Here is a 15,354-nt window from a genome sequence, read left to right on the forward strand (position 1 = left end):
AGGCTGCCCGCAAAGAGCCGTATGAAGCAGTGTCTTGGCTTGCAAGAAGCGGCTAGGAGGCTGTCCGAGAATAGCGATCGTAGCGAGGGCGAAGCTGGCTGAGCGGGATTTTTAGATCATTTGAGGCGAATAGTTGTTCTATTCAACGAAAAGGATCGAAAAATCCAGCCTGGCAGGTTCGTCCACAGTAGATCAGTCTATTTTCGGACAGCCTCCTAAATGATCCTGTGGCAGGCAACATACCAGGCTATTGGCAAACTTGCCGGAAAAACCGCAAGCAATAAGATTCTGCTGCTGTAGCAGAAACCCGGTCAATTCATTCGAGCATATCGCCCATGAGTGCACGTACGGTGTATTTGATTTGTTATGACATATGCTGCCCGCGCCGGCTAAGAAAGGTGCATCGGTTCCTGCTCGGTTATAAAACCGGTGGTCAGAAATCATTTTATGAATGCTGGCTGACTCGGCAGGAATTACAGGCCGTGAGGGCGCATCTGGCTGAATTAATCGATGAGACAGAAGACCGCGTACATATCTTTCAGCTCGATCCGCGCATGAAGCCAGACTGCTTTGGTATCGCAGAGACCATGGCGGTAAACGCACCATTTATTGTGATATAGGAGATCCCCATGACCAGCCTTTATGTTGACAGACGCGGTGTCGAACTCGAACTTGATGGCGATGCGCTGGTTTTTCGCGAACAGGGCACCCGGACCGGAACTGTACCCATTGCACCGCTTTCCCGGGTATTTCTGAGGGGAGATGTGCGCTTGCAGACCAGTGTGCTGGGCAAGCTGGGCGAACGCGGGATTGGGGTCATCATTTTATCCGGGCGCAAGGCGGAACCTACCATGCTGCTGGCCAGGCCGCACAATGATGCAGCCAGGCGTGTGGCGCAGTATCGATTATCGGACGATGCGGCATTTTGTCTGGCCTTCTCGCGCTCGCTGGTGTTCGACAAGGTCAGCGCTCAGCGCGATTACGCGCAGGGCCTGCGGGAAATCGCGCTCGCGCACCGGTACGAGCTGACACTGGTTTTACGCACGCTGGACCAGATTTTGCCACGCATTGCGCAAATGCCCACCATTGCAGCCCTGAGAGGCATTGAAGGTGCCGCATCGGCTGCACATTTCAAGGGAATTGCCGCCATCGCCGCACCCCGGTTGAATTTCAGCCAGCGCAACCGCCGGCCACCCCGCGATCCACTGAATGCAGTGCTCTCGCTGGGCTATACCTTGCTGCACACAGAAGCTGTCCTGGCACTCCATGGCGCGGGACTCGATCCTTTTATCGGTTTTTATCACCAGCTTGATTTTGGCCGCGAGTCATTGGCCTGCGACCTTGTGGAGCCCATCAGGATCGAGGTGGATAGCTTTGCATTGCAACTCTTCCGCAAGGAAATATTAAAGCCGGAGTTTTTTACGACCTCCGAGAAAGGGTGTTTTATGGGCAAAAATGGGCGTGCGGCATTCTATGCCGAATGGGAACGCCAGGCGGAACGCCTCCGAAAAATACTGACAGCGCATATCACCAAACTGACGGAGAGGCTGACGCCCGCGCCATCCGGCATAACCCGCGACAACGGAGATATCTGAGCATGCTGTACTGGGTCATTGGCTACGACATCACCGATTCCATTCGCTTGCAGCGGGTTCACCGCGCTGTGCGCCGCCATGCCATCCCGCTGGAACTGAGTGTATTCCTGCTCACAGGCAGCGCAGCCGACAAGCAGCGCTGCATGCAAGAGATCAGCGCACTGATCGACCCGCGGCAGGATGACCTGCGCTGCTATCCTCTGCCCGCCCGTGGCCTCCAGGAACGCATCGGCAAAGCGACTTTACCTGCCGGCATACACTGGAGCGGGTTGCCAGCCGGGCAAAACAATCTGTGATCGCCTGAGAGTGCCTTTCCATATGCATCACAACAATATTATTGGAGAAAATATGAAATTCGATAGTCATCTCTGCTTGGTCTCCGCACAAGCGGCACCCAATCTCACGCCCGCGCTCGACCCGGCTTTTCGGCCCGCCAGTATCACACTGGCTGTCAGTACCGATATGCAGGAAAAGGCACGCTGGCTGGAAAGCGTACTCAAAGAACAAGGGGTGAAGGTGGAAAAACTGGATATCCAGAATCCATATGACTACTTCGAGTGCTGGGATAATTTTGCTGAATGGCTCGGTAACCAAACCAATGAAGCCGCCTTGAATGTGACCGGCGGCACCAAGGTCATGGCAATGGCCGCACAAGATGTTTTTCACGAAGAAAAGAAACCGGTTTTTTACGTCAATATCGAGAATGATGAAGTGATTCGTCTCGATAAACGGGGGGCGGGCTTTATATTGTCGAGCAAGATCAAGCTCAAGCACTATCTTGAAGCGCATGGTTACACCGTTTCACAATTATGCAAACCCGATATCAAGGGGAATATCCGCGATCTCGTTGACCGCCTTGCCTATGAAAGTGAACGGCTTGGCAGGGCATTGGGCAAGCTGAACTGGCTGGCCAGTCAGGCTGAAGAAGGCAGCCGGACCGGCACTTTCGTCACACCTGCACTGGATAGATATGACCAGGATAGCAAGGCATTTGACAGTCTGATTTCGATGTTCAAGGAAGAAAACATGCTCTCATTGGAAAAGAACAGGCTCGTGTTTCCTGATGATGCTGCGCGGCGATTCGTGAATGGAGGGTGGCTGGAATATCTATTCGCTCAATCGATCGCCAGCATCGCCCCCGCCGCTGACATCGTCGACTGGGGAATGAACATTGACGTATGCGCGCCCAATGGTAGCACCCGCAATGAACTCGATATTGCCTGCCTGGTAAAAAATACCCTGCATATTATCGAATGCAAATCCGCCAATCTGGCCGCCGATGGCAGAACCGGCGACAGCAGTGGCACAGATGCCATTTACAAGCTGGATGCCCTGCGCAGAATGGGTGGATTGCGCACCAAGGCGATGCTGGTCGATTTCCGCGGCAGTCTGAGCGAAAGCGATAAAAAAAGAGCGCGTCAAATGAATCTCGATATTCTCTCGGGCGCGCAGCTCCGGGATCTGAAAGGTGCATTGAAAACATGGTTAAAATGATGGCAACACCAGTACATTACCCGCGCCGCATTCTTCTGATCGTAACTGGCCTGACACCCCAGGTGGTCACTGAAACGCTGTATGCGCTTGCGGTCCAGGCGCAGGAAAAATTCATCCCGACCGAGATTCACGTCATCTCCACCGGGGAAGGCGTGGAACGCGCGCGACTTTCCCTGCTCGATCCCGCTACCGGTTTTTTCTTTGCATTGTGCAAGGATTACGGTTTACAGGGCATACATTTTACGCCCGAGAATCTGCATATTATCGAGGACGCTGCGGGCAGGCCGCTCTCAGATATCCGCACACCGGAGGATAACTTGCGTGCGGCCGATTTCATCATGCATTTTGTGCGCAATTTCTGCAGTGATGCGTCTTCCATGGTACATGTCTCCATCGCAGGCGGACGAAAGAGCATGGGATTTTTTGCCGGCTACGCGCTTTCCTTGTTTGGCAGATCCCAGGATCGTCTATCCCATGTACTGGTTAACGATCCTTTCGAATCCCTGCCCGATTTTTATTTTCCACCTCTCCAGGGAAAAGTGCTGTATTCGCGTCATAACAACAAACCCGTGCATACCACGGCCGCGCGCATCATGCTGGCCGATATTCCTTTTGTCAGGCTGCGTAACGGCATGCCGAGCAAGTTGCAGGAGAGACAAATATCTTTTCATGAAACTGTTGAAGAAGTGCAGTCCAATCTTCATTTTGTTTCGCTTTCGTTCGATTTACCCAATCAATCGGTTTGTTGCGGCGGAAAATCATTCAAGCTTCCTCCCTTGCTGCTGGCTTTCTATCTCTGGCTCGCACGCAGGCATGTCGCGGCATCCGGTCAAGGCGCCATTCATTGGCAGGAAGCCGATCCGCAAGAATTTCTGACGGTCTATACCGAAGTTGTCGGCCCCATGTCTGGATCCCTGGACAGAGTCAGGCAAGTGCTGAGCAACGGATTTGACAGACAGTACCTAGAGGAAAAAAAGGCCAAAATCAACCATAGGCTAGAAAAGGAATTGCCTCTGGAAGCAAGCTTCTATCAAATTGCGACATTTGGCGATAAACCCTTTACAAAATATGGCTTGCGACTATCGCCGGACAAGATTGCACTCTGACCATTTCCAGGCACAGCTTGGACAGACAATGCCCATCGGATTTTATGGTGCGCAAGCACACCCTTGCTCTTAATCCGTGCCAGGAGAGCATGCAAACTACGGATAACGGTTTGGGGACGCAGCAATCTAGCTCGGGTTGACAAGCAGCCGCGACAATCGATTCATAGCCCCTGGCTCACGATGGCTGCTGTCATTTCGGAGCGTGCGAACAGAAGTGCATAGTGCGGCCCGTAGTGACTGATCATGCGGCTGGCGGTCAGGCCGACCGCACTTGCCATGGCCTGCAGGGTGGTCAGGGTTTCAGGGTAGTCATGCGCATGGACATGTGTGCAGGCTTCTTCCAGCTGGCCTGCCGGTATCTCGATCCAGTTCTCACGCATCGATCGCAAGTAATCCCGCAGATAATTTTCCCTGCTTTGCTGTTCTTCCCGCACGACATCCACCATTATTAGCCAGCCATTTTCTGACAGGCAGCGTGCGGCCGCCTCGAAAAACCGCGCTTTTTCCTGTGGCATGAGATGATGCACGGCAAAACCGGTAAAAATCACATCCCAGGTTTTATCGGCCACCTCGATTGCGTCCAGCAGATCGCCCTGGGTCAACGCCACGGCAGTCTTGCATGCAGCCAGATAGCGGCTGGCCTCGGCCAGCGCGGCTTCGGATAAATCAATCCCCTGATACGAGGCAGGGGGAAATTGTTTCAGGCAGGAGGCAAGATAGCGGGCATTGCCACAACCCAAATCCAGCAGGCGGTATCGCCCGTGGTCCTGGCGCAGCCCTAGGAGTCTACCCACATCCTGATAAATCTCTTGGTGGAACATGTAATTATGTTCCGTGATCAGGTCATACAATGACCAGGTCTGTGTGAATAGCGTGGATGATTCGGTGGCTGTCATGGGAATTGATGGTGAAGAGACTGATAATACATTTGCGCCATGGCAAATGATCAACTGCCGGCTGCATGCATGCTTTCGGTGCCTCACGCTTTCTCCAGCAAAATGCGCAACGCCCCTTGCACGAGAAAATACGCGCTCGGATATTTCGGGCTATCGCCATGCGTGTATTGCTATATGATGTGAGCTGATCAGTCAAGTATTTTTGATCACTTTGTTTGTTGCCGCCCGCTGGGTGGGTTAAGCAGGCAGGACAACCCGAAGCGAACACCGCGGCAAGCCAACCGGCACGCGAAGTGAAGAGCGACATAATCACTGCGGTCAGCCGAACTCAAGTGGCATACCGATCTTCCTTCCGGCATATTGTGCGATGTGATTCTGGAGAAAGGAGAAACCTGATGAAACTCCGACTTGATTTGCCTAAACCCATCTTGGGCCTGGCCATTCTGATTACGTTCTCATTCCATACCCATTCGTTATGGGCAGAAAAGGCGCAGTGTGCCGATGTTTGGGATCGAGGTCATCTCAATGTGGTCACCATTAACCTGGCATTCTTTGAGATCGCACGGCGAGATGAGCGCCTGGAGCGCCTCGCCGATTTTGCTGACGCCAAAGCGCAGAGCGGGGAGCCGATTGATATATTCCTGCTTCAGGAAGGCACGGCCGGCAAGCTGATGGGGACCGGCGGCAGTCCGAAAGATCTGCAGGACAAGCTGCAAGCACGCGGGTTGCTTTACGATCAGCGCACGGCAGTAAGCACCGGTGTTCCCGGCATTTTGACCGTCGGTAATGCCATACTGAGCCGCTGCGAAATTGACTTCAGTGCCTCCAAGCTACTGCCCACCACATTCGAGCAAATCGAGATCGAGCAAGTTGGGCGCCTGGCCATGCCCATCACCCGGAACGTAATGATGGTGCGTCTGAAAATTCCTGGCGCCTCCCGGGATTACCGCAGAATCAATGTCTACAATACTCATCTGTGCACCGGTGGCAGCAGCAGTATTGTTTACGAGGGTGTCAGTATCAGTGCCAGTGGCTGTAGCGTCGATCAACGTCAGCACCAGCTGGCGAGCCTGTTGAAATTTGTCACGGCTGTGGAACGTGTCTTCTCCTTCTTTGGCGAGAAACCGCATATTTTGGGTGGGGATTTCAACATCGACAATTTCAGAGGTGGCGAGCCGGGCCAATTTGGTAACGAGAAGCCGCTCTATGACAGCGTGACCGGCGCGGGTTTTATCGATGCCTACGCCCAATCTCAAATGGATAAAGGCATTCCGCTGCAGGCGCTTTGCGTCCGAACCACGGATCCGTTTGCACCCTTACCAGATCATCCCGATCTCTATCAGGCATGGGAACCGGATGAGCACTGCACGACTGGTGTATCCTTCTTGGACCAGAGTGGGCCTTTCCCGGAGTTCTTCGACAGCACGCCAAGACGTATCGACTATGTTTTCACAAAGGGCTTCGGTGTGGAACAGGGTGAGGTCATCTTCAATCCCAATGCCAGCCCACCCAGACCGCTCGAACCCATAGTATCCGACCATGCCGGTGTCAGCGTCAGGCTATCGCTTCAGTAGCACGCGTCCATCGCTCCGATGCCGCAGACAAACCTGTACAGCCGGCCTTTATCACCACGCTTGGCATCGGAGCAAATGGATCAGCACTCACCCTGTACATGCCTGAAGCAGCATTACAATCAGCCTGGATACTTGCCCGCTATTCAACGGCCAACCCTGCCGCCTTCCAGCCCTGGATGCCGTCCCGGTAATAAAAGATGTGCCGCCAGCCCCACTCGACCGCTTTCTGGCTGGCCTTGGAACTGCCCAGGCAATGGGCGCCATTGCAGTAGAAAACGAGGGCCTCATGTTTGCTGATGATGGCCTGCAAATTGCTGGCGGTGAAATCCTCGCTGTTGACAGACAAGTGCTGCGCGCCCGGAATATGTGCGCTGTGGTAGTCTTCCGGTTTACGGACATCGACAAAGACATAACCGCGCGCCAGCAGCAGCCTGGCAGTGTCGGTATTGATGGTGGTTGCGCCCATGATATGCCGGGGGGCGATGTCTTCTGCCGCCGCCACTAAATTTGCCCACGAAACGACAATTATGGACAGGGTGATCAACAGGTATTTTTTCATCGTCTCGCTCCTGATCAGAGTGGATTAAATTAGACGTTGTTCAAGTACGGATGTGGCATTGACTTTCCGCTACTTTACCCCAAATCACGCGATGTGCGTACAGCCACCGACAAACCTGGCCCATCGACCCGCCCAACCGGCGATGGCTGGTTTAAGGTAGAATGCTGCTTGATTTTTGTATCCGCTATACCGGTGTATTAAGCCTCATCCCAGGAGCCTGCTCTCATGAAAATTCAAGAACTCTTGCAACAACGCGGCAAGGAAAATTTTTCGTTGCATGACCGTTATCTCAACAGCCAGATGGTCAGGGTGCTTAAAACCATCGGTTTTGACCGCCATTATGTCAGAGCCGAGGGCGCCTATTTATATGATGACAAGGATAACCGCTATCTGGATCTGCTGAGTGGTTTCGGTGTATTTGCGTTGGGACGGAATCACCCGGAAATTGTGGAGGCGCTCAAGGATGTATTGGAGGCGGAAGCGCCCAATCTGGTGCAACTGGATGTATCGTTGCTGGCCGGGGTGCTGGCAGAAAAGCTAGTAAAACTGGCGCCGCCTGGCTTGAATCGGGTATTTTTCGCCAATTCGGGAACGGAAACAATCGAGGCTGCCATCAAATTCAGCCGTTATGCGACCGGCAAATCGAAAATCATTTTCTGCCGGGGCTGCTATCACGGCCTGAGCCTCGGTTCGCTGTCCGCCACCGGGGATGATCACTACAAGAAGGGTTTCGGGCCGCTGGTACCAGATTTCATCGAGATTCCCTTCAACGACCTGGCCGCTCTGGAAGCAGCGCTGGCGCAAAACGATGTGGCGGCATTCATTACCGAACCAATCCAGGGACATGGCGTCTGGATACCGGATGATGATTATCTGCCGGGCGCGGCCGCGTTGGCTCGCAAATATGGTGCGCTGTTCATTGCCGATGAGGTACAGACCGGACTTGGACGCACCGGCAAGTGGTGGGCAGTCGAGCACTGGTCGGTCGAGCCCGACATTCTCTGCATGGCCAAGGCTCTTTCGGGCGGGTTTGTCCCGGTTGGCGCACTGGTCTGCAAGGAATGGATTTTTGACAAGGTTTTCAATCGCATGGATCGCGCTGTGGTGCACGGCAGCACTTTCGGCAAAAACAATCTGGCCATGGCGGCAGGCTTGGCGACGCTCGAGGTGATGGAGTCCGGAAATCTGATCGAACACGCGGCCCAGGCCGGCAAAACCATTCTCGATCGGCTGCAGCCCATGGTTGATGAATACGAATGCCTCAGCGAAGTACGCGGTCTGGGCATGATGATCGCGCTCGAATTCACCGAACCCAAAAGCCTGTCGTTGCGGCTGTCCTGGAAAATGCTGGAAGCTGCCAACAAGGGGCTATTCTCGCAAATGATCACGGTACCGCTATTCAGGCGGCACCGGATTCTGTCGCAAGTGGCGGGTCATGGGATGAATATCGTCAAGTTCATTCCGCCGCTGATTCTGACGGAATCGGATATTGAATGGCTGGTGGGCGCGGTCAGAAACGTCGTGACGGATGCGCACCGTGGCCCCATTGCAGTCTGGGACCTGGGCAAGACCCTGGCTACTCAGGCCATGCGGTTCAAGGCAGGCACATAAACCTCAAAGCGCGCCGTGCTTTCACTCCCGCCCGGTGCCCGCCGGGTCGCTGTGCGCCCATAAGCAATTGTCACGGCTTTCGCTTTTGATGCGTTCAAGCAGTTGCTGATGCGACTCGAGCTCCTGGTCGCTCGCGGGCGGCACGACCAGCGTCAGTTTCTGCAGATCAATCGCCATATCGGCAGCCGACTGCGGCGATGCATCCAGCTCCAACAGCAGGCTTTCCTGCCCCCGCGTCATGGCCAGATAGACTTCAGCTAGCAATTCGGCGTCGAGCAAGGCTCCGTGTAGGGTTCGCCTGGCATTATCGATTTGATAGCGCTCGCACAATGCATCCAGATTGTTACGCTTGCCCGGATGCAACTCCTTGGCCAACACCAGCGTATCGCTCACTTCGGCACAGTAATGCGACAGTGGCTGAAAATTGATCAGATTGAGTTCATGATCGATAAAGCCCACGTCGAATGGTGCGTTGTGAATGAGGATTTCGGCATCACCAATAAATGCCAGGAACGTCTCACAGATACCCTGGAACTTGGGTTTATCGCTCAGAAACGCCCGGGTCAGGCCATGGACCTGGAGCGCACCTTCATCGCTGTCCCGCCCCGGATTGAGATAGTGGTGAAAATGACGGCCAGTCAGGCGCCGGTTGTACATTTCAACCGCCGCAATTTCAACGATGCGGTGGCCCAGCGCCGGTTCGAGACCGGTGGTCTCGGTATCAAGAAATATCTGTCGCATAGTAGAGTCCCTAGGTAATGGAATGGACGCCCACTACCCAAAACGGCATCAAAGTGCCAAAGTAGTGGTGCAATAACCACTCAACTAGATAGGAGCGTCCGACATGAAGATTACAACAATAGGTATTGATTTGGCAAAAGAGGTGTTTCAGATCCACGGTGTGGATAAGCATGGCAAGACTGTGCTGCGTAAGCAGTTACGCCGCAGTAAGATGGCGGAGTTCTTTGCTAATCTGGAGCCTTGCTTGATTGGTTTAGAAGCGTGCGGTAGTTCCCATCACTGGGCGAGGAAGCTGGGTAGCTTTGGGCATACTGTCAAGCTGATGTCTCCACAGTTTGTCAAACCTTATGTAAAGACTAACAAGCATGATATGGCCGATGCAGAAGCGATTTGTGAAGCAGTTACTCGGCCCAATATGCGCTTTGTCCCGATCAAGAATGTTGAGCAACAGGCCATTCTATCAGTGCATCGCGCCCGACAGGGGTTCGTTAAGGCAAGAACCGCCCAGGCAAATCAGATACGTGGCCTACTTTCTGAGTTTGGTATCGTTATTCCTCAGGGCATCCAATCGATTGGCAAACGCATACCTGACATTCTGGAAGATGCCGAAAATGATTTGCCAGGAACAATGCGCCGATTGCTGGAAAGATTGAATGACCACCTGAAGGAACTGGATCGGCAAGTGAACGAATTAGAGTTGCAAATCAATCTTTGGCACAAGGAGAACGAAGCCAGCCAAAGATTGGAAGCCATTCCTGGTGTTGGCCCGATCACGGCGAGTGCAATTGTGGCAACCGTGGGAAATGCGACGGAGTTTAAGAACAGCAGACAATTAGCGGCATGGCTAGGATTGGTGCCCAAGCAACATTCCAGCGGTGGTAAGCAAACATTACTTGGTATCAGCAAACGCGGCGATACTTATCTTCGCACTTTGCTGATCCACGGAGTGCGAGCAGTCATCCGCTTTGCCGAGAAGAAGACTGGGTCAGGAAGTTGGCTGTACAAGCTGATAGCGCGGCGCAATAAGAACATTGCTGCTGTTGCCTTGGCAAATAAGAACGCCCGTATCATATGGGCATTGCTCACCAAAAAAGCGACATTTCATCCCGATCATGCTACGGTAGTAACTGCTGCAACTCATTGATCATGATGGATGAATAGAAGCTTATTGGTTATGTTGCATTAAAGCGAGTTTAAAGAAGAAGATTACCACCAATTGCACAGGCAATCATGACATGATGGCGAGTTTGGTCAGACCGTGAGTAGTTGAACCTGAAACAGCCTCAGTGCATAAAGCACGTCTAGGTGATAAGGTGCTACTCAGCAAATTCCATCAGGGACAAAGGTGATTTACCTTACTTAAAGTCCGGATGTATGGCTGCAATCTTTACCTTCTTGAAATCATAGATTGAAGGCTTTGCAAAAAAGTGGGCGTCCATGTAAGGCTGTCCGAGAATAGCGATTACCCGGAACCATGGCGCATAGATTGCACCCCGTCCGGGACGAGATCAGCTTCATCACTGCGTCCTGCCGGTTTACCCGGCGCAGCTCCCCGCTTCGGCCAGAACCGATTCCACGCCACGATTGGCCAGCCGGTCAGCTCGTTCGTTGCCATCATGCCCATTGTGCCCCCTTACCCAGAACCACTCGACTTGATAGCGTTCGGACAATTGATCGAGCTCCTTCCATAGGGCCTCATTCTTGACCGGCTTCTTGTCGGCAGTTCGCCAGCCGCGCTTTTTCCAGCCATGAATCCATTCACTGATTCCTTTCTGCACATATTGCGAATCCGTGTGCAGCTGCACCCGCCAGGGCTGCCCGGCCGATGGCAATGATTCCAGTGCCTGCAGGGCACGAATCGCGGCCAGCAACTCCATGCGATTATTGGTTGTCATGGCCTCGCCCCCGGAAAATTCCTGGGCATCGCCATTGAAACGCAGCACAACCCCCCAGCCGCCTACGCCTGGATTACCTTTGCACGCGCCGTCGGTAAAAATCTCCACCAGTCCCGCGCTGTTTGTCTCTTGCACGCTTACACTCCTGTTTGTCTGTTGCATGATTGCTATTTTGAAAGTTTGGCCTGAACACTGGATCGGCCGTACCCGGGGCAAATCCCGATATCCGTTTCAGCCAATTCTACTGGGCTTAAGGCCATCATGACCGGGGCATTGATTTCACCGCCGCACCAGCTGTCAGCATGGCCCGACTCACCTTCCGTTGCAAGCATCTCATTGCTGGCAGCCTGGCGGATTCTTGGGATTATGAATCTTGCCGCCCTTTTCTATTTGCGCGACGGGTGCAGCGCGCTTCTTGGTTTTGGGGACATTTTCCCAGCAGGGTTTAATAATGCGCATGCCACACTCATGCTTGACCGCTTGCAAATAATAAACGCCACCCGCAATCGGCCACCAGCGATCGCCGGCATCCTCCATGAAACGAAGTCGGGAGAGCCACGTCTCCCGCTCGCATGGAGGCACATAACACCCCAACCGGCCTGCTATGGTTTCAAAATTGAGCAATTCCAGCCAGTCCTTCAAGCGCGGCAATGCGATAAAACGGCCGCACCATGGAAAATCGGTCTTGGATGAGGTCATCCGCTGATGCAGCCCCCATAAACTGAATGGGTTGAAGCCGCTGATGACCACATGCCCCTCTGGAATCAGGATGCGGTGCACTTCGCGCAGAATCTGATGCGGACAGGTATTGAATTCAAGTGTATGCGGCAATATCACCAAGTCGGTACTGCCGCTGCCTATCGGCAGCGAGTGCGGCATGGCATAAGCAGAACAACCTTGCTCGAGGCCCATCACGAACTTGAAAGGCATTCGATTGTTGCGCAGAAAATCATATTGGGGAAATCCAATCTGGGCAGCGTTGTAGCCAAAAACATCCGCCACCACCTGATCGAAATAACGCTGCTCCTGGTCCAAAACATATTGACCAAGAGAAGATTCCAACCATTGCTGCATACTTTGTTGCCGTGCAGAATTAAGCATAATGTTAGGATGGTTGTTATGATGATTCATCAATCTACCGCCATGCGCTAAAGGAGAAGAAATGATCGACGTTTTCCCCGTGCGGGCCTTCAAGGATAACTATATCTGGGTCATCCACAACCAACGCTTTGCAGCCATAGTAGACCCTGGCGACGAAGCGCCTGTCATCGCTTTTTTAAGACAACAAAAACTGCAGCCCGTTGCCATACTGTGCACTCATCATCACCATGACCATACGGGCGGGAACGTTGCGTTGCAGCAGATGTTCTCCGTTCCGATCTATGGCCCTGCCAATGAAACCATACCAGGGCTGACCCATCCCCTCAAGGAAGAAGACACCCTTCAGCTTGAGGAGTTGGCAATCGAATTGACTGTTCTTGAGGTGCCTGGACACACTGCAGGCCATATAGCCTATTACGGTCATGGCCGGCTGTTCTGCGGCGATACATTGTTTGCATGCGGTTGCGGACGGGTTTTCGAGGGCAGCGCGCAGCAGATGCATCACTCACTCAGCAAGCTGGCTGCCTTGCCAGATGATACGCTGGTTTATTGCGCGCATGAATATACATGGACCAATATTCGTTTTGCCAAGGCAGTCGATCCCGGCAACCCTGCCTTGAACGAGCTTGAGGCCGAAGCAGAGAAACGGCTTGCACGGCATATGCCTACCCTGCCTACTCACATGGCGATAGAGAAAGCGGTCAACCCTTTCTTACGCTGTAGCCAGCCAGCCATTATCCACAGTGCCAGCCAATATGTACGACAGCAGCTGAGCGATCCAGTCAGTGTCTTTACGGTGATCCGGAACTGGAAAAACCATTTTTAATCTTCACGACTGCGCCAAGCCGGGTACCTAGGAGGCTGTCCGAGAATAGCGATCGTAGCGAGGGCGCGGCGGGTTGAGTTGGATTTTTCGATCATTTGAGGCGAATAGTCGTTCTATTTAACGAAAAGGATCGTAAAATCCGGCCAATCAGGCTCGTCCGCAGTAGATCAGTCTATTCTCGGACAGCCTCCTAGTAGCGGCATCAGGTCCGGCAACCCTCGGCGTCACAGCCTGTCTGTGTGGCTGCCCCATCCTTTTCGGTAATTGTTGTTGCGCCCGCCTGCGCCGCCTGTCCAGGGATTTCCTCAGCCAGCAGCGTCCCGATCGATACCCCCAAATGCAGATCGCTCACATGACCAAACTGATGCAGCCGCAGATACCCTGCTTTATCGATTAGAAGCGTGGTCGGCGTGCCTTGCATGCGATAAGTCATCATCGTATGTGGCACAACTTGCTGCGGATTGGGTTTATCAATGCCGATCGGGAAACGCAGGCGGTATTCATAAGCAAACACTTCCAATGCCTCGCGCCCCATCACAGCATGATGTTCGAAAACGGTGTGCAGGCCAAGCACCGCTACCCGCTCGGAATCGAACTCATCGAAAATCCGTTGTGTTTGTGGAATCCCCTGCTGCACGCATCCCGGGCACAACATTTGAAAAGCATGCACTAGCACCACTTTTCCGCGTAAGGAAGCAAGCGTAATGGGTTCCAGCGTATTCAGCCAACCAGAAGTCTGCAACTCTGGCGCCTTGATTTTTTCTACAGCATCGTTGGTTGTCATTGCTAGGTTTGTGCTCATAACAAATAAAGAAAAGGGCAATTCATTTTGCGCAAACGATCATGCGCAAAACAAAATGCCCCAGAGTAGTCAACGCAAGGCTTTTCCTCGCATCAACTTGTCATCTTGCTTGGTTTATTTGCCAGGTTTGGCAGCACGCAGTACTGGGTAGTGCTGGGTGAAGACATTATCCTCAGCGGCATTGTCTTTATGGCAAACGTTGCAAGCTTCTTCTGGCTGTTTCGCGCCACTTTTGCTTTCATAGCTTTCAAAACCGAAATAGGCCCAGTTATTGTGGCTATCGGCAAAGCGCTTGGAATCCTTGACGGTTGCAGCGATACCCAGGAATTCTCCCTGGAAATAACCGTGGCCACTCGCAGATTCTTTGGTTCCTACGCTGACCAACTCCTTGACGATAATCGTGCCGTCACGGAATTTGCCGGTTTTTTTCCAGTGTGCAAAGCTGACGGGATCAATGTAGACATTGTGGAATTCAGGAAATGCAGGGTTACCGTCATTCATGTCTTTTGGCGTAACGGGCGCACCCACGAAAATCCATTCACGATAGTTTCTTGGCGTGAGCAGATCACCGTCTTTATTGAAATGTGCGTATGACTTAGCGTGTTTATCATGCTCACCGGCAACCGCAGCAGTTGTTACCTGCGCAGCCAGCATGCCCGACAACAATAATGGCGCAAAGCCACCTAACAACGTTCTTTTTAACTGTGCCATAAGTGAATCCCTTAAGTAGTTAAGTTAAATTGCATAGAAAACAGTCAACACAAAGCCAACCATTTTCGCGCCTAATCTTAGTCAGCGCGCCCCATTCCGTCAAGGCAAGAATACTCTAGGAGGCTGTCCGAGAATAGACTGATCTACTGCGGACGAGCCTGATTGGCCGGATTTTACGATCCTTTTCGTTAAATAGAATGACTATTCGCCTAAAATGATCGAAAAATCCAACTCAAACAGCCTCGCCCTCGCTACGATCGCTATTCTCGGACAGCCTACTAGTACTCCGTTCCGTCAATTAGCTTACAAATGAAATCGATGGATTAGCCTGCCAGGCTAGGCGCAAACCGCAGTCATAGCCGTAGCTATGGCGAGGATTTGCAACAACGCATGACAGGCGAAGACGCGATTTCATGTAAGCGGTTTGGCGGAACGGAGTACTA

General features: G+C 52.9%; 16 protein-coding genes. 9 read left to right on the plus strand and 7 right to left on the minus strand.

What is annotated here, in order from left to right; all coding sequences use genetic code 11:
- The first annotated feature begins 335 nt into the window (after positions 1 to 335).
- Genes cas2 through csm6 form a run of 5 tightly spaced genes read left to right on the plus strand, consistent with a single transcriptional unit; the run spans position 336 to position 4,195 of the window.
- On the plus strand, positions 336 to 620 hold the full coding sequence (cas2, locus tag ABTW62_RS00905; RefSeq protein WP_090412894.1) for a CRISPR-associated endonuclease Cas2: 285 nt from the start codon (positions 336 to 338) through the stop codon (positions 618 to 620).
- A 9-nt stretch (positions 621 to 629) separates the two neighbouring features.
- The gene (cas1, locus tag ABTW62_RS00910; protein ID WP_430902694.1) at positions 630 to 1,595 is read left to right on the plus strand and encodes a CRISPR-associated endonuclease Cas1; all 966 of its coding nucleotides are present in this window, start codon (positions 630 to 632) and stop codon (positions 1,593 to 1,595) included.
- Between the two features lie 2 nt (positions 1,596 to 1,597).
- Positions 1,598 to 1,891, plus strand: a complete 294-nt coding sequence (locus ABTW62_RS00915; protein WP_090412900.1) for a CRISPR-associated endonuclease Cas2 — start codon at positions 1,598 to 1,600, stop codon at positions 1,889 to 1,891.
- Between the two features lie 52 nt (positions 1,892 to 1,943).
- Positions 1,944 to 3,089 (plus strand): Card1-like endonuclease domain-containing protein, encoded by a 1,146-nt coding sequence (locus tag ABTW62_RS00920; RefSeq protein WP_430902695.1) that lies wholly within the window; start codon positions 1,944 to 1,946, stop codon positions 3,087 to 3,089.
- On the plus strand, positions 3,089 to 4,195 hold the full coding sequence (csm6, locus tag ABTW62_RS00925) for a CRISPR-associated ring nuclease Csm6 (protein WP_430902696.1): 1,107 nt from the start codon (positions 3,089 to 3,091) through the stop codon (positions 4,193 to 4,195). Before ABTW62_RS00920 ends, csm6 begins: the two co-directional genes overlap by 1 nt.
- Positions 4,196 to 4,356: 161 nt before the next feature.
- Here csm6 and ABTW62_RS00930 read toward each other — a convergent pair whose 3' ends face one another.
- Positions 4,357 to 5,091, minus strand: coding sequence for a class I SAM-dependent methyltransferase (locus ABTW62_RS00930; protein ID WP_430902697.1), 735 nt, complete (start codon positions 5,089 to 5,091; stop codon positions 4,357 to 4,359).
- A gap of 395 nt (positions 5,092 to 5,486) precedes the next feature.
- On the opposite strand from ABTW62_RS00930, the gene ABTW62_RS00935 reads away from it, so the two are divergent.
- Positions 5,487 to 6,665, plus strand: coding sequence for an endonuclease/exonuclease/phosphatase family protein (locus ABTW62_RS00935; RefSeq protein ID WP_430902698.1), 1,179 nt, complete (start codon positions 5,487 to 5,489; stop codon positions 6,663 to 6,665).
- Between the two features lie 139 nt (positions 6,666 to 6,804).
- Here ABTW62_RS00935 and ABTW62_RS00940 read toward each other — a convergent pair whose 3' ends face one another.
- Positions 6,805 to 7,224: a rhodanese-like domain-containing protein gene (locus ABTW62_RS00940; RefSeq protein ID WP_430902699.1), complete on the minus strand. Its 420-nt coding sequence runs from the start codon at positions 7,222 to 7,224 to the stop codon at positions 6,805 to 6,807.
- 225 nt (positions 7,225 to 7,449) lie between these two features.
- Between ABTW62_RS00940 and ABTW62_RS00945 the strand changes: the two genes are divergently transcribed.
- Entirely contained in the window at positions 7,450 to 8,835 is a 1,386-nt protein-coding gene (locus ABTW62_RS00945) for an aspartate aminotransferase family protein (RefSeq protein WP_430902700.1), read from the plus strand.
- A 21-nt stretch (positions 8,836 to 8,856) separates the two neighbouring features.
- Here ABTW62_RS00945 and dnaQ read toward each other — a convergent pair whose 3' ends face one another.
- Positions 8,857 to 9,576: a DNA polymerase III subunit epsilon gene (dnaQ, locus tag ABTW62_RS00950; protein WP_430902701.1), complete on the minus strand. Its 720-nt coding sequence runs from the start codon at positions 9,574 to 9,576 to the stop codon at positions 8,857 to 8,859.
- A gap of 103 nt (positions 9,577 to 9,679) precedes the next feature.
- Here dnaQ and ABTW62_RS00955 point away from each other — a divergent pair, with 103 nt between their 5' ends.
- The gene (locus ABTW62_RS00955) at positions 9,680 to 10,720 is read left to right on the plus strand and encodes an IS110 family transposase (RefSeq protein ID WP_430902702.1); all 1,041 of its coding nucleotides are present in this window, start codon (positions 9,680 to 9,682) and stop codon (positions 10,718 to 10,720) included.
- A 391-nt stretch (positions 10,721 to 11,111) separates the two neighbouring features.
- On the opposite strand, the gene rnhA is transcribed toward ABTW62_RS00955, so the two are convergent.
- Together rnhA and ABTW62_RS00965 are read right to left on the minus strand one after the other, a co-directional pair.
- A complete protein-coding gene (gene rnhA, locus ABTW62_RS00960) occupies positions 11,112 to 11,606 on the minus strand; it encodes a ribonuclease HI (protein ID WP_430902703.1) in 495 nt (164 codons plus the stop codon).
- 198 nt (positions 11,607 to 11,804) lie between these two features.
- Entirely contained in the window at positions 11,805 to 12,572 is a 768-nt protein-coding gene (locus ABTW62_RS00965) for a class I SAM-dependent methyltransferase (protein WP_430902704.1), read from the minus strand.
- 61 nt (positions 12,573 to 12,633) lie between these two features.
- On the opposite strand from ABTW62_RS00965, the gene gloB reads away from it, so the two are divergent.
- Entirely contained in the window at positions 12,634 to 13,398 is a 765-nt protein-coding gene (gene gloB, locus ABTW62_RS00970) for a hydroxyacylglutathione hydrolase (RefSeq protein ID WP_430902705.1), read from the plus strand.
- Between the two features lie 202 nt (positions 13,399 to 13,600).
- On the opposite strand, the gene ABTW62_RS00975 is transcribed toward gloB, so the two are convergent.
- Positions 13,601 to 14,200: a peroxiredoxin family protein gene (locus ABTW62_RS00975; protein ID WP_430902706.1), complete on the minus strand. Its 600-nt coding sequence runs from the start codon at positions 14,198 to 14,200 to the stop codon at positions 13,601 to 13,603.
- Positions 14,201 to 14,314: 114 nt separating this feature from the next.
- A complete protein-coding gene (locus ABTW62_RS00980) occupies positions 14,315 to 14,911 on the minus strand; it encodes a cytochrome P460 family protein (protein WP_430902707.1) in 597 nt (198 codons plus the stop codon).
- Positions 14,912 to 15,354 lie beyond the last annotated feature (443 nt).

Source organism: Nitrosomonas sp. ANs5 (assembly GCF_050584665.1).
In the GTDB taxonomy this organism is placed as follows: Bacteria; Pseudomonadota; Gammaproteobacteria; order Burkholderiales; family Nitrosomonadaceae; genus Nitrosomonas.

What these genes read in the sequence shown, in the direction of transcription:
- cas2 (WP_090412894.1), top strand. Translation starts at nt 336, where the DNA reads ATGAGTGCACGTACGGTGTATTTGATTTGTTATGACATATGCTGCCCG.
- cas1 (WP_430902694.1), top strand. Translation starts at nt 630, where the DNA reads ATGACCAGCCTTTATGTTGACAGACGCGGTGTCGAACTCGAACTTGAT.
- ABTW62_RS00915 (WP_090412900.1), top strand. Translation starts at nt 1,598, where the DNA reads ATGCTGTACTGGGTCATTGGCTACGACATCACCGATTCCATTCGCTTG.
- ABTW62_RS00920 (WP_430902695.1), top strand. Translation starts at nt 1,944, where the DNA reads ATGAAATTCGATAGTCATCTCTGCTTGGTCTCCGCACAAGCGGCACCC.
- csm6 (WP_430902696.1), top strand. Translation starts at nt 3,089, where the DNA reads ATGGCAACACCAGTACATTACCCGCGCCGCATTCTTCTGATCGTAACT.
- ABTW62_RS00930 (WP_430902697.1), bottom strand. Translation starts at nt 5,091, where the DNA reads ATGACAGCCACCGAATCATCCACGCTATTCACACAGACCTGGTCATTG.
- ABTW62_RS00935 (WP_430902698.1), top strand. Translation starts at nt 5,487, where the DNA reads ATGAAACTCCGACTTGATTTGCCTAAACCCATCTTGGGCCTGGCCATT.
- ABTW62_RS00940 (WP_430902699.1), bottom strand. Translation starts at nt 7,224, where the DNA reads ATGAAAAAATACCTGTTGATCACCCTGTCCATAATTGTCGTTTCGTGG.
- ABTW62_RS00945 (WP_430902700.1), top strand. Translation starts at nt 7,450, where the DNA reads ATGAAAATTCAAGAACTCTTGCAACAACGCGGCAAGGAAAATTTTTCG.
- dnaQ (WP_430902701.1), bottom strand. Translation starts at nt 9,576, where the DNA reads ATGCGACAGATATTTCTTGATACCGAGACCACCGGTCTCGAACCGGCG.
- ABTW62_RS00955 (WP_430902702.1), top strand. Translation starts at nt 9,680, where the DNA reads ATGAAGATTACAACAATAGGTATTGATTTGGCAAAAGAGGTGTTTCAG.
- ABTW62_RS00965 (WP_430902704.1), bottom strand. Translation starts at nt 12,572, where the DNA reads ATGCTTAATTCTGCACGGCAACAAAGTATGCAGCAATGGTTGGAATCT.
- gloB (WP_430902705.1), top strand. Translation starts at nt 12,634, where the DNA reads ATGATCGACGTTTTCCCCGTGCGGGCCTTCAAGGATAACTATATCTGG.
- ABTW62_RS00975 (WP_430902706.1), bottom strand. Translation starts at nt 14,200, where the DNA reads ATGAGCACAAACCTAGCAATGACAACCAACGATGCTGTAGAAAAAATC.
- ABTW62_RS00980 (WP_430902707.1), bottom strand. Translation starts at nt 14,911, where the DNA reads ATGGCACAGTTAAAAAGAACGTTGTTAGGTGGCTTTGCGCCATTATTG.